Here is a 12,208-nt window from a genome sequence, read left to right as displayed (position 1 = left end):
ACGGATTCCCACGCTCACTTCGTTCGCTCGGAATGACTTCTCCTACCCACGCAAGACGCCAGTTTAGGGGCGAGGGTTTGCCGGGAGGCTCTCTTCCGGTTCTACGCCCTCCCCGTCATTGCGAGGCAGCGCAGGTGCCGTGGCAATCCGATTGAATGCCGCGACCTCACAACGCTTCCAACGGATTCCCACGCTCACTTCGTTCGCTCGGAATGACCTCACCTACCCGCGTAAGACGTACCTGCCTAAGAGATCGGAGTGTTTTTGATTATCGCGGAGCAGATTTCGTCATAACGCAGTTCGTCCCGAACGGGACATACAGAAGTATTTCCCGTTCGGGACGGACAAGGCAGGGCGAAAGGTGCCCGTGAGAATCGAAAAAAAGCCTGCAAAATGCAGGCCCTTCCTCCGGCATCCGCCGGACTGAATCGCTATAACTCGATCACTCGCTCAGGATACGCATTGCGACATCGAGAATCGTCGTATCGTCCAACGTGACGACGCCCCCGTCCGGCCCCGGCTCGAAGTGCACGCCGACACACTCTTTCGACTCGTGTTTGCCGCCGAAATAGTTCCGGACCGTCTCCACGTCGATTCCCAATTCATCTGCAATGCGCTGCGAACTGCCGCTGGGCAGCCTGTCCTTGATACGTCGCAACTCGTTAAATGTGATAATCATATCCCTTGAATTTTTGGTTGATGGTTCTGCACAACTAAGTTAGTACAATTTTGCGTAATTGCAAAATTTCTGCCTGAAAAAGTGCAATTAAAGTGAAACGCGCGCGAAAAAGAACGGAAGTCGCGCCGGAGCAAAAGAAAAACCCCGCCGAAGCAGGGTTTTCCATAGTCCGAAACCGTTGTGCGACACGCGGATCAATCCTCCGCCGGCTCGATGTAGAACTGGAAGATCAGCGGCGCGAAAGAGGGAATTTCCGTCGTCACGGTCGTCGTGGTCGTAGTCGTGCCCGTCGAACCGTAATCGTAGCCGTAGCCCCCGTAATAACCGCCGTAATAGCCTCCGTAGCCCAGACCGCCGTATCCGTAGTAATCGCCGTAATAACCGCCGTAAAGGCCGCTGTTGCCGTAATACAGCTGCGAATAGTTCAGGTAGTTCAGATAATCGTAATAGCTCGACGAATAACCGTTGCCCGACGACGAGGTGGTCGAGCTGCCGCTCTTGCCGGTCGTACCGTAGGCGTTGGTCGAGGTGGTGACGAAAGCCGCCCACTGGCCGTAGCGCAGGTTGGGCACCGTGTAGTAGAAAGCCGTGATCAGTCCGCCCTCCTCCGGCGTATAGGAGTACGCTTCGCCCTCGGAGGTCACCTCGCCGTAGATGATCTCCTTCACCTCGTCGATATTCGTATCGAAGATGAAGCCGTCGAGGAAACGGCCGATATACCAGATTTTGGCCGTACCGTCGAGTCCGACCGAATCCGATTCGAGTTTATCCACGCCCTCGTAGACCTTGTAGTCGTCGCCTTCGCCGTGGAAACGCTTCACAAGCGCTTCGGAGATCTCTTTCTCCAGATCGGAACCGTTATAAGGCTCGTAACCGACGTTATAAGGTTTGTTTGCGACATCATTTTCAGGATCGGCGAAATCGAACGTGAACTTGTCCCCTGCCAGCGTCTCGGCCGGATCGTACTTGACATTGACGTAGAGCTGCGCCACGGTGTCGCAGGCGCTCACCCACCGCTCGGCACGGTTGTAGGGATGTTTGGGGTCGTTGGGGTCGGTCGGGCGCTTTTCGGTGCCGTCCTCCCCGTCCTTGGTGTACATCACCATCCCGCCGTTGGACTTGGCGAAAGCATCGACCAGCGAACCTTCGGCCTCCAGCGGGTTCTTATCGATGCCGCAAATCTCCATCTCCATGATGAGGGGGCGCTTGGCGCTGAGCGAATATTGCCCCTCGTAACCGCCGTCGCCGCCCAGACCGCCCGAACCGACGACGCGCGAAGGCATATAGAGCCGCACCTTGGCGCCCTCGCGCAGCAGGAATTCCGGTTCGAGGTCGAATCCATCCTGCTCCTTTTTGAGTTTGATGTACTCCTCGCCGAGATGCAGCGTATTGCGCATGGCCAGGTAAGTGCCTTCGATCAGTCCGGAGTTCGCGGTGCCGCAGTAGCGGTAATAAGGCACGTAATGGGTGTATTTGGTGAAGGTCCCGAGCTGATAGGCTTCCGAAGCGCGGCGCGTGAGGGCGATGTTGCCGCTCAGGTCGCGGCCCGAGAAATCGAACTTCACCCAGCAGATCGTATCGTTCACCGGTTTGGCATCGGGATCGCCAGCCTCAAGCACATCGACGTAATAGCCGCCCTCGGTCTGGTAATTTTCCAGCAATTCGGGATGCTTCTGCGTCATATACGCTTCGAGGGCCTGGTCCTCGAACTTGTCGTACGACTCGGTCTGATCTTCGGCACAGGAGGACAGCAGCGCGATGCAGGCTGCCGGGAGGTACAGAAAACGGGTGATCAATTTCATATTTCGTTAAACGGTTCTTTTTTCGGGTTCGTTCATTCGACGGATTCGACCGTGAAATACCACGCGACCGGGCTTTCCCGCGGGATCGTCGTGAAATATTTGTCGCCGAAAGCCTCGTTGTAGGTCATGTACGCCTCTACCTCGTCCCCGGCACGACAACCAAGTAACGCATGCCGGAGTCCTTTTAGTATGTCGCCGCGCATATCGAGCGTCAGCGGTTCGAACGACCACGCCCCGGGCGTCAGCCCCAGGTCCTCATAAGCCGCCTGCAACAACGGATCGTTCGAATAGAACGGGAACGTGGAATCCGTAATGTTCGAATAGCTGAAGACATAGGCCCGGAAGGTGATGGTGACCTTCGACGCGGCCGTCACCGCCGGATAGGACTCCCGGTTGGGACGGTAGTAATTGATGATATACCGGTAGACCGTGCTGCCCGCGGTGGTATAGAACGGCAACTGCCCCTCCTCGTCGGCCTCGGCCTCGGAAACGAGTGTCGGGGTGTGGGTCCTTTCGAGGTACGAGACGATCTTCTCGCGCTGCTCGGGGAGGATGTCCTCCTCGTCGGAGCAACCGCTCAACAGCACGGGCAGGGCCACGCTCAGTAAGGTGATAAGTCGTTTCATCGGCATACAATCGTGCAAATTTACATAAAACAATCCGATTTACGAACAAGAAACGAAAAAAAACGTCCGCACGGCATGCCGGCGGACAAAAAAAGAAGAAAAACCGGGAATGCCGGCCGTCGCTTCCGTCCGTAACAATCCCCGCACGGAGCATTTTTCACGTCACAGGCGTTTAAGCGCCGCGCGGATCAGCTCCTCGACCGGAGCCTGCGGCAGTTCGCGCATCACGGCGCGCAGGACCTTTTCGGCGGCGGCGCGGGCGAAGCCCAGCATGACCAGCGCGGCGAGGGCCTCGTCGAAACTGCCGCCGTCGGCCGCGGCAAGGGGCGCATCGGCCGTATCGGCCCCCAGCACGGCGAGTTTGCCGCTCAGCTCGACGATGATCTTCTGCGCCGTCTTGAGGCCCAGCCCCTTGACGTTCTTCAGCAGCACGGCGTTGCCCGAGGTGATGATCCCCTGCAATTCGCGCGGCGAGTAGGTCGAGAGGATCATGCGGGCCGTATTGCCGCCCACGCCCGAAACGCTGATCAGCAGCCGGAACAATTCCCGCTCGATCTTCGTCGAAAACCCGTAGAGCAGCTGGGCGTCCTCGCGGACGACATAGTGCACGTAAAGCCTGGCCTCGGAGGCGTGCTCGACGGCGGCATAGGTTTCGAGCGAAATATGGAGGTAGTAGCCCACCCCGCCGGCGTCGATAACGGCGTAAGCCGGAGCGACTTCGGCGACGGTTCCCTTGATGTATTCGTACATGAAAGTCAAAATTTAATGCAGGTTGGGCAAAAGTAAAGATTTTTTTTTACCTTTGTGACTCAAACGCAGAATAATTAACTTTTCAAATAGCAAAACGACATGAAAAAAACTCTCTTTCCGGCGCTGGCTGCGGCTCTCGTCCTCGCGGCCTGCGGCACGAAAACCGCAGAGCAGACCGGGGATGCGGCCGAAGCGGTCGCACAGCAGGTTGTTTCGAGCGACATCGCTTACGTTCAGGTCGAAGCCGTGCTGGCGCAATGCGACCTCTACAAAACCGAAGGCGTAGCGCTCCAGGAGAAGACCGAAAAGGCGCAGAAGAGCTGGGCGCAGCGTGAAAAGGGACTTCAGGCCGAAGCCGCGCAGTTGCAGGAGAAGTACCAGAAGGGACTCATCACCTCGCGCGACGCGCAGTCCCAGCAGGAGAGCATCCAGAAGAGGGCCGAATCCTACCAGGCCAACGCCCAGAAGGAGGCCCAGACGCTCGACGAGGAGAACTACGTGTTCACCAACCGCGCCCAGGACCTGTTGCAGCGCGCCGTGCAGGAGATCAACGCCGGCAAGAAGTACAAACTGATCATCAACGCCACGGCGCTGATCGACGCCGACACGACGCTCAACATCACCCCCGCCGTGCTGGCGAAGGTCAACGAACTCTACGCGGCGGACAAGAAGGCCGAGAAGAAATAGCCTCCGCCCCGCGGAAAATAAAATACCGGCTTCCCCGCTGAGCGGAAGTCGGTGTTTTTTTATACCTTTGGTGTCGCAACGACACTTTTGCCGGAAAGGTTTTGCCGGACTGCATCGCAATTCGGGTTTGAACCTATACGACTTTTTTGTACCTTTGGTGCCGTAACGGCACTTTTTAGGGTCGGAAGGTTTTGCCGGACCGGGATCACAGTTCGGTTTTGGCACCGACCGACTTTTTTGTACCTTTGGTGCCGTAACGGCACTTTTTAGGGTCGGAAGGTTTTGCCGGACCGGGATACACAGTTCGGTTTTGGCCCCGGCCGATTTTTTTGTACCTTTGTAAACCAAATAACGCCGACAAACGATGGGATTCGTTCCGTTCACATTCGTCGATTTCATCGACATCATCCTGGTTGCCGTCATCATGTACTGGATATACCGCATGACCAAGGGCACCAATGCGCCGTATATCCTCTCGGGAATCATCGCCGTCTACCTGCTGTGGGTGGTCGTGCGGGCATTGAACATGGAGTTGTTATCGACCATCCTCGGACAACTGATCTCGGTGGGAGCCATCGCGCTGATCATCGTCTTCCAGCCCGAACTGCGGCGCTTCCTGCAAATGATCGGCATGCGCCAGAAACATTTCAACTTCATCTCGCGCATCTTCTCGACCGGCGAGGACACCGTGCAGACCAATGTGGCGCCGATCGTCACGGCCTGCCGCGAAATGTCGGAGACCAAGACCGGGGCGCTGATCGTCATCGGCCAGCAGAGCGACCTGCGGCTGATCGCCGAAGGCGGCATCGCCCTCGACGCCAAGGTCTCGACATCGCTCCTGAAAAACATCTTCTTCAAGAACGCGCCCCTGCACGACGGCGCCGTGCTGATCGAGGGCGACCGGATCGTGGCCGCCAAGTGCATCCTCCCGGTGACGCAGAGCGACGTTCCCAAGTCGTTCGGCACGCGCCACCGCGCGGCAATCGGCATGAGCGAGATCTCGGACGCCATCATCGTGGTCGTTTCCGAGGAGACGGGCGACATCTCGATCGCGCAGGGCGGCGAAATCCGCCTGGACATCGACCCCGTGCGGTTGCAGCAGACCCTGCAACGCTATCTGACGATCAACACGCGCAAACGCTCGAAAAAAGAGGTGGCGGAGTAAAAAAGCCCGGGACATCCGGCTGAAATCATATTGAAATGTTATTTCCGCCCCAAACAGCCCGTCTCGCACTGCGCGCATGGCGGGAGGAAGACCGACCGGCATTCGCGCCATGAACGCCGACGCGCGAGTCATGGAGTTTTACCCCGCACCGTTGACGGATGCGGAGTCGCAAGCCCTGATGGAACGCATCCGCGACGAATTCTCGACCGACGGATTCGGGTTGTATGCCGTAGAACGTCTTTCTGACAACGAACTCCTGGGTTACGTCGGACTGCACCGCGTAACCAGCTCCGGAGAGCTGGCGGGACAGATCGAAATCGGCTGGCGCCTGCGCCGCGACGCCTGGGGACAGGGATACGCCACCGAAGCCGCCCGGGCCTGCATCGCGCACGCCGCGAAACTCGGCATCCCGGAACTCATCTCTTTCACCTACGTCGGAAACCGGCGTTCGCTGAACGTGATGAAACGGCTCGGCATGGAGTACGCCGGGGAGTTCGACCACCCTGCCCTGCCGGAAGGCCATCCCCTGCGGAGGCACGCCCTCTATCGCATCCGGACCGAACAATGAAAAAGTCCGCGGCCCCGAAGGGTCGCGGACTTCCCTTTTCCGGCGGCGGAATCATTTCAATTCGAACTCCACCGTGCCGCGAATATCGTCCGACGCGACGCCCACGCAGGCCGTGAACGCACCCGGCTCGGCAACCCACGCGCCCTTCGCATCGTCATAGTATCGAAGCATATCGGGCGTGATCTCGAAAGTCACCGTCTGCGTCTGGCCGGGATTCAGCGAAACTTTCTGAAATCCTTTCAGCTCCTTCACCGGACGCGGCAGCGACGACTGCTCGTCGCCGATATACAGCTGCACGACCTCGGCGCCCGGACGCGAACCCGTGTTGGTCACGTCGGCCGAAACCCGGATGCGGCCATTCGCCGCAAGGGCCGTGCGGTCCGCCGTCACATTCGCAATGTCAAACGTCGTATAGCTCAGGCCGTGGCCGAAGGCGAACAGCGGTTTTATCCGCTCCTTGTCGTGCCAGCGGTAGCCCACGAAAATCCCTTCGTTGTAGGCAATCTTGTCCGTACCGGGGTACTCACCCAACGCATGCGCGCTGTTGTCCTCCAGACGCACCGGGAAGGTGAAGGGCAGCTTGCCCGAGGGGTTCACGGCACCGAACACCACGTCGGCCAGCGCGTTGCCGGCTTCCGAACCCGAAAACCACGCCTCCAGAACGGCCGGAACGCGGTCGATCCACGGCATCGCCACGGCGTTGCCCGAAACGATCACGACGGCCAGGTTGGGATTGGCCCCGGCCAGCGCCTCGATCACCTTGTCCTGCGCATAGGGCAGGCCGTATTGCAGACGGTCGGCACCCTCGCAGTCCTGATGGTCGCTCTTGTTGAGTCCGCCGACGAAGATCACGGCGTCGGCCTTGCGCGCCGCAGCCACGGCGTCGGCGATGAGCTGCTCCTCGGAACGCTTCTCCGAGAGGTCCTGCCCCGTCTTCACGCCGTTGTAGTCGCCCGTCACGTCGCCTACATAGCCGCGCTCGTAAATCACCTCGGCCTTGTCGCCCGCGGCGGCGCGGATGCCCTCCAGCGGCGTATATTCGTGCCGCACCTTGAGCGACGAGGAGCCGCCGCCGACGGTCATCATCTTGATCGCATTCTCACCCACGACGGCGATCCGCTTCGTCTTCCCGAGGTCGATCGGCAGCACCCCGCCGTCGTTCTTCAGCAGCACCATGCCCTCGCCCGCAATGCGGCGTGCGGCGGCCAGATGTTCGGGCGAATTGAGCGACCCGAACGGTTTCTGCGTATTCATCGCCGTGCGGAAAATCAGCCGCAGCACCCGGCGGGCCTTGTCGTCGAGCGTGGCCGTCGAAGCCTCTCCCTTGCGCAGCATGTCGAGATAGGGAGCGGCCAGATAGTAGTTGTCATAGGCGTTGCTGGCTCCCCAGCTCAGACCGTCGGTCCACGACCCGAACTCCATGTCGAGACCGTTCTCGGCGGCCTGCTTCGTGTCGTGGACGCCGCCCCAGTCGGAGACGACCACCCCGTCGAACGCCCAGTCGCGTTTGAGAATGTCGTTCAGCAGATACTGGTTGTGACAGCAATGCTGGCCCTTATATTTATTGTAGGAGCCCATGATCGCCCAGGCGCCGCCCTCCTCGACGGCCGCCTTGAAGGCCGGAAGGTAAATCTCGTACAGCGCCCGGTCGCCGACCTCAACGTCGATGCCGTGGCGGTGCACCTCCTGATTATTCAGCGCGAAGTGCTTCACGCAGGCGGCGACGCCGTTCTTCTGCACCTCCCGAACATAGGGAACGACCATCCGCGCGGAGAGGAAGGGGTCCTCGCCCATATACTCGAAATTGCGGCCGTTGAGCGGCGTGCGGTAGATGTTCACGCCAGGACCCAGCAGGATGTCTTTCTCGCGGTAGCGGGCCTCCTCGCCGATGGATTTGCCGTAGAGGGCCGACATTTCGGGATTCCACGTCGCGGCGAGACACGTCAGGGCCGGGAAGGCCGTGCAGGAGTCGTTCGTCCAGCCGGCCTGCTCCCACTCGTCCCACAGCACCTCGGGGCGGATGCCGTGAGGACCGTCGGTGCACCACACCTCGGGAATGCCCAGGCGCGGAACTCCCGCCGACGAGAATTTCGACTGCGCGTGGAGGATGGCGACCTTCTCTTCGAGGGTCATGCGCAAAAGGGCGTCCTCGACACGTTTTTCAATCGGCTGCGATTCGTCGAGGTAGACGGCGACATCGCTCCGGGGCTGCTGCCCCCCGCCGCAGGCCACCGCCGCAAGGGCGCACACTCCGGCAAGGGTCTTTATCAGAACATTGTTTGGCATTGGAATAAAAAATTTGTTCGGTTTGCACACGGAGTGCGCAGTCCGAGGGCTGCGCACTTCGCGTACAAAGATAATGATTATTTCTTGACCAGCGACACAACGGGATGATCGTTCCCGCCCGTCACGTCGAGCGTCAGTTCGTAAGTGGCGCCCTCTTCGAGCGTCACGCCCTGTGCAATCTCGATGTTGCCGTCCCCGGCGATCGAGAAGAAAGCCTCGGTGCCCGCCGCCAGCGAGAAAGTTCCCAGACCGTCCCAGCCGCGGTTCTTGAAGAACTTGCCGCTCCAGCCGCTCACGCGGAACCGCTGGCCGAGGACCGTGCTGCCCTCCACGCCGGCCTGCGCCGTCATCCGGTAGATGCCGGAAGCGGCCTCGGGCACGCAGACGCCCTTCTCGGTCGTCCAGCCCGGCTCGTCGGCGGCCGCAGGCGACCCGATGCCGTAGCCGATGAAATAGACCGCTCCGTGGCCGTCGTCGCTCAGCGTCGCCAGTCCCGAACCGTCGGCGTTGAGCACCAGCGCGTCGATCACCTTGGTCGCAAGGTTGGCCGTGATGCGGTACTTGCCCGACACGGGAACCAGTTTGACGCTCGTCGCGGAAGCCGCCTCGAAGAAATCGGGATTGATCCACGCCGGCGTGAAGGCGTCGGCACCGCCCAGCGTCAGCGTCTGACCCTGCGTCAGGTCGAGGTCCACCTGGTAGTTGTCCATATCGAGCTGGGTCATCTTCGTGCCGTTGACGGTGATGTCGGCGGGCGGAAGCTCCTGCTCGCCCACTTTCTCGACGGTCAGCACGGCAGCCGTATTGCCGCCCGAGATGTCCACCGTGAAGCGGTAGATGCCGCCCAGATCGAGCGTCTTGCCCTCGGCCAGCCCCAGGTTGCCCGAATCGCTGATCTTCACCAGATCGCTCGCGGTCGAAATATCGTCGCCGCCGAACTCGCCGCCCCAGGTCTTCTGGTGGAAGAACTTGAAGTCGAACGACGAAGCGTCGATCGAAACGCCCGCCACGAACGTCAGCTGGTATTTCTTGTCGGCGACGCGCGCCAGACACATGCCGCCCTGCTCGGGGCTCCAGCTGGCGGCGTTTTTCAGCGTCGGCTTGCCGACCGACATGCCGCCGATGGCCCAGATGGCCCCCGAACCGTCCTCGTTGAGCGTCGCAAGCTCCGTGGCCGACTTCATGGCCTCGATACGCAGGTAGCTGTGCTTGAAATTGGCCGTCACCTTGTACATGCCCGACATCGGCAGGAAGGTCAGGGCCTCGGGATTCGAGGCGTCGGCCCGTTCGAAGAAGTCGCGGTCGATGTCCCAGTCGGCGAAATCGGAAACGCCCGTCAGCGTGTAGGTCTGATTCTGCGTCAGCGTAGTGACGATGCTGTAATTGTCGTTGTCCACCATCGTCATCTCCGCATCGTTGAAGAGCAGCTTGATGAAGGGCGAACCCTCGAAACTCTTCAGATTGAAGGTGACCGTGAACTCCCCGGCGTTCGAATTGGCGAAGGGAATCGGTTCGGTCGAGTCGGAGACGATCCCGCCCTGCTCGGAGCTGTAACCGAACGTCACCACCGAGCCCTGCCCGTCGAGGTCGGGCGTCGTGATGTAGCCCTGGGGCTTCTGCGGGAAATCGGCCGTCACGGCGTACTCGTAATCGACGCCCGTGGGCTCCATGCGGTACTCCTGCTCGCCGAGCACGAAGACCAGATGGTCGGGTTTGGGCCGCGAGGCGGCCAGCGGACGTTCGACGAAGGTCTGCCCGAAGCGGACGTTCTGCCCCACGAGGCGCAGCGTGGCTTCGCCGTCGGGAACGTTTTTGTAGAAAGGAAGCGTCACGGTGCCCGAATAGGTGCCGTTCTCCTTGGTGCGGATCACCTCCTCGGCGACCATCTCGTCGTCGAAGAAGATCTGCGCCTTGAGCGTCGAGAGCGCATAGCGGTCGGTCATCGTCGCCTCGAAGCCGACCTTGCCGCCGAAGACTCCCGAAGCGTCGGACGACACGGCCGTCATCTCGGGACCGACATCGGTGGTGAGCAGTTCCGGATCGTCCTTGCACGCCGTCGTGCAGGCCGCGGCGAGCAGCGACAATGCGATATATTTCAGCGTTTTCATGTTCTGCGAGTTTTTTTAAGGTTAGTTTTCAGCCGCGGCGCCCCAGCGGAACGAGGCGATCGACTTGGCCGGGATGGTGTATTTGAACGAACGGTCGGCGCTTTCGTACACGGCGACGGTCTGCTCGCTGCTGTTCCGGTTCAAGGCCACGAAGGCTTTCGAGCCGTCGGGATTGGCGAACGCCAGGTAGGTGAGGCCCGGAGCCGTATAGCCCGACGTGCCGATGCGCACGGCTCCCGGACGGATGACCTTGGCGCACTGCGCCAGATCGTAATAATGGCTGTTGTACTTGAGCGTCTTGTAGTCCGACGAACTGATCTCGATGGCCCCGTAGCAGGTCGTGCAGCCGCCTGGACGGTTCGGCGCGCCCTTGTCGTCGAGCATCAGGTTCCACAGCAGCACGCCCCGGCCCATGCGGCTCAGCGTTCCGAGGAAGATCGACTCGAAATCGTCGATGACGCAGCTCTCGAAATTGTAGTTCCACGTACCGATCGAAGCCTCCGTGAAGTAGATCGACTTGTTGGGGGCTGCCGCCAAGATGTTGTCCAGCTCGGTCACCGAACCGCCGTAGTTGTGCCAGGCCGATCCGTCTACCCACCGCGACGCCTCGCCGTCGGCGTAGATGTTGAGCGGGTAGCTCTGCTGTCCGGCTACGTTGTCGTAGTTGTAGTTGTGGTCATAGCAGAGGATCTTGGTCTTGATGCCCGCCTTCTGGAAGGCCGGGCCGAGCTTCTTGACGAAGGCCAGCTGATCTTCCCACGGCATGTAGAGCGACATCGAATTGCCGTGGTTCAGCGGCTCGTTCTGCATCGTGATCGCGTAGATCGGGAAGCCGTTCTCCTCCATCTCGCTCACCCACTGCACGAAATACTCGGCATAGTCGTCGTAATAGGCGGGATTCAGACGCCCGCTGGTCCACGAATCATAGGGTTTCGACGGATCGGCGACCGTGCCCTTCATCCACTTGGGGCACGACCACGGCGAACCCATGATCTTGATCTCGGGATTGATCTCCAGAACCTCTTTCAGGACGGGGAAGATGCCCTCCTTCTCCACCTCCGGAATGGCGAAGAACTCGATACCCTCCTGGTCGCAGCAGGTGTATTCGTCCATCGAGAAGTCCGAACCGCCGATATGCACGCGGATAAAGCTGAATCCGGCGCCGGTCTCCGGATCGAAGCACTTTTTGAGGATCGCCGTGCGGTCGGCCTGCGACATCTTCAGCAGGTTGTAGCACGTGGCCCCCGTCATGGCCGGGCCGAATCCGTCGATAGTCTGGTAGATCGTCGCGGGATCGAGCTCCACCCGGTAGGGCGACATCGAGACTTTCGAATAGGAGAGCCCCTCCTCCGCGAACAGGCGGTTGCCGTTGGCCGAGGTGACATAGGCGCGGACATCTCCCGAGACGGGTTCGGGCTCCGGGCCGGGGTTGGGACCGGGTTCGTCGCTTCCGCTGGAACAGCAGACCGCTCCGGCGAGCAGCAGCGAGCCGGTCAGCAAACGCAGGTTGTTATTGATCGTGAATTTCATGGTCGTA

Annotated in this window: 9 protein-coding genes and 1 pseudogene; 3 read left to right on the top strand and 7 right to left on the bottom strand. The window is 60.3% G+C overall.

The window, feature by feature from the left end; all coding sequences use genetic code 11:
* Window positions 1-442: 442 nt before the first annotated feature.
* From WMO46_RS13435 to ruvA, 4 genes are all read right to left on the bottom strand, one after another.
* Window positions 443-679 carry a hypothetical protein gene (locus WMO46_RS13435; RefSeq protein ID WP_026076508.1) on the bottom strand — a complete coding sequence of 79 codons (237 nt, stop codon included), beginning with the start codon at window positions 677-679 and terminating at the stop codon, window positions 443-445.
* A gap of 194 nt (window positions 680-873) precedes the next feature.
* Window positions 874-2,481 carry a hypothetical protein gene (locus tag WMO46_RS13430; RefSeq protein ID WP_349094527.1) on the bottom strand — a complete coding sequence of 536 codons (1,608 nt, stop codon included), beginning with the start codon at window positions 2,479-2,481 and terminating at the stop codon, window positions 874-876.
* 32 nt (window positions 2,482-2,513) lie between these two features.
* A complete protein-coding gene (locus WMO46_RS13425; protein ID WP_026076510.1) occupies window positions 2,514-3,107 on the bottom strand; it encodes a hypothetical protein in 594 nt (197 codons plus the stop codon).
* A gap of 162 nt (window positions 3,108-3,269) precedes the next feature.
* Entirely contained in the window at window positions 3,270-3,857 is a 588-nt protein-coding gene (gene ruvA, locus WMO46_RS13420) for a Holliday junction branch migration protein RuvA (protein WP_019150691.1), read from the bottom strand.
* 99 nt (window positions 3,858-3,956) lie between these two features.
* Between ruvA and WMO46_RS13415 the strand changes: the two genes are divergently transcribed.
* The 3 genes and pseudogenes from WMO46_RS13415 to WMO46_RS13405 all read left to right on the top strand — a co-directional run bounded on the left by WMO46_RS13415 (window position 3,957) and on the right by WMO46_RS13405 (window position 6,277).
* Window positions 3,957-4,544 (top strand): OmpH/Skp family outer membrane protein, encoded by a 588-nt coding sequence (locus WMO46_RS13415; protein ID WP_129651916.1) that lies wholly within the window; start codon window positions 3,957-3,959, stop codon window positions 4,542-4,544.
* Between the two features lie 364 nt (window positions 4,545-4,908).
* Window positions 4,909-5,709 (top strand): diadenylate cyclase CdaA, encoded by an 801-nt coding sequence (gene cdaA, locus WMO46_RS13410; RefSeq protein ID WP_019150693.1) that lies wholly within the window; start codon window positions 4,909-4,911, stop codon window positions 5,707-5,709.
* A 35-nt stretch (window positions 5,710-5,744) separates the two neighbouring features.
* A pseudogene (locus WMO46_RS13405) lies at window positions 5,745-6,277 on the top strand (GNAT family N-acetyltransferase).
* A gap of 51 nt (window positions 6,278-6,328) precedes the next feature.
* Here WMO46_RS13405 and WMO46_RS13400 read toward each other — a convergent pair.
* The 3 genes from WMO46_RS13400 to WMO46_RS13390 all read right to left on the bottom strand — a co-directional run bounded on the left by WMO46_RS13400 (window position 6,329) and on the right by WMO46_RS13390 (window position 12,201).
* Entirely contained in the window at window positions 6,329-8,563 is a 2,235-nt protein-coding gene (locus WMO46_RS13400; protein ID WP_349094526.1) for a glycoside hydrolase family 3 C-terminal domain-containing protein, read from the bottom strand.
* A gap of 77 nt (window positions 8,564-8,640) precedes the next feature.
* Window positions 8,641-10,671, bottom strand: coding sequence for a DUF5125 domain-containing protein (locus WMO46_RS13395; protein WP_288661846.1), 2,031 nt, complete (start codon window positions 10,669-10,671; stop codon window positions 8,641-8,643).
* A 21-nt stretch (window positions 10,672-10,692) separates the two neighbouring features.
* Window positions 10,693-12,201 carry a glycoside hydrolase family 30 protein gene (locus WMO46_RS13390; protein ID WP_349094525.1) on the bottom strand — a complete coding sequence of 503 codons (1,509 nt, stop codon included), beginning with the start codon at window positions 12,199-12,201 and terminating at the stop codon, window positions 10,693-10,695.
* Between the last annotated feature and the right edge of the window lie 7 nt (window positions 12,202-12,208).

Source organism: Alistipes intestinihominis (assembly GCF_040095975.1).
GTDB lineage: Bacteria > Bacteroidota > Bacteroidia > Bacteroidales > Rikenellaceae > Alistipes > Alistipes senegalensis.
The sequence above is the reverse complement of the archived record's forward strand: the minus strand, read 5'-3'. Positions and strand labels throughout refer to the sequence as shown.

Excerpts from the sequence above, each read along its gene's own strand:
- WMO46_RS13435 (WP_026076508.1), bottom strand. The coding sequence starts at position 679 with ATGATTATCACATTTAACGAGTTGCGACGTATCAAGGACAGGCTGCCC.
- WMO46_RS13430 (WP_349094527.1), bottom strand. The coding sequence starts at position 2,481 with ATGAAATTGATCACCCGTTTTCTGTACCTCCCGGCAGCCTGCATCGCG.
- WMO46_RS13425 (WP_026076510.1), bottom strand. The coding sequence starts at position 3,107 with ATGAAACGACTTATCACCTTACTGAGCGTGGCCCTGCCCGTGCTGTTG.
- ruvA (WP_019150691.1), bottom strand. The coding sequence starts at position 3,857 with ATGTACGAATACATCAAGGGAACCGTCGCCGAAGTCGCTCCGGCTTAC.
- WMO46_RS13415 (WP_129651916.1), top strand. The coding sequence starts at position 3,957 with ATGAAAAAAACTCTCTTTCCGGCGCTGGCTGCGGCTCTCGTCCTCGCG.
- cdaA (WP_019150693.1), top strand. The coding sequence starts at position 4,909 with ATGGGATTCGTTCCGTTCACATTCGTCGATTTCATCGACATCATCCTG.
- WMO46_RS13400 (WP_349094526.1), bottom strand. The coding sequence starts at position 8,563 with ATGCCAAACAATGTTCTGATAAAGACCCTTGCCGGAGTGTGCGCCCTT.
- WMO46_RS13395 (WP_288661846.1), bottom strand. The coding sequence starts at position 10,671 with ATGAAAACGCTGAAATATATCGCATTGTCGCTGCTCGCCGCGGCCTGC.
- WMO46_RS13390 (WP_349094525.1), bottom strand. The coding sequence starts at position 12,201 with ATGAAATTCACGATCAATAACAACCTGCGTTTGCTGACCGGCTCGCTG.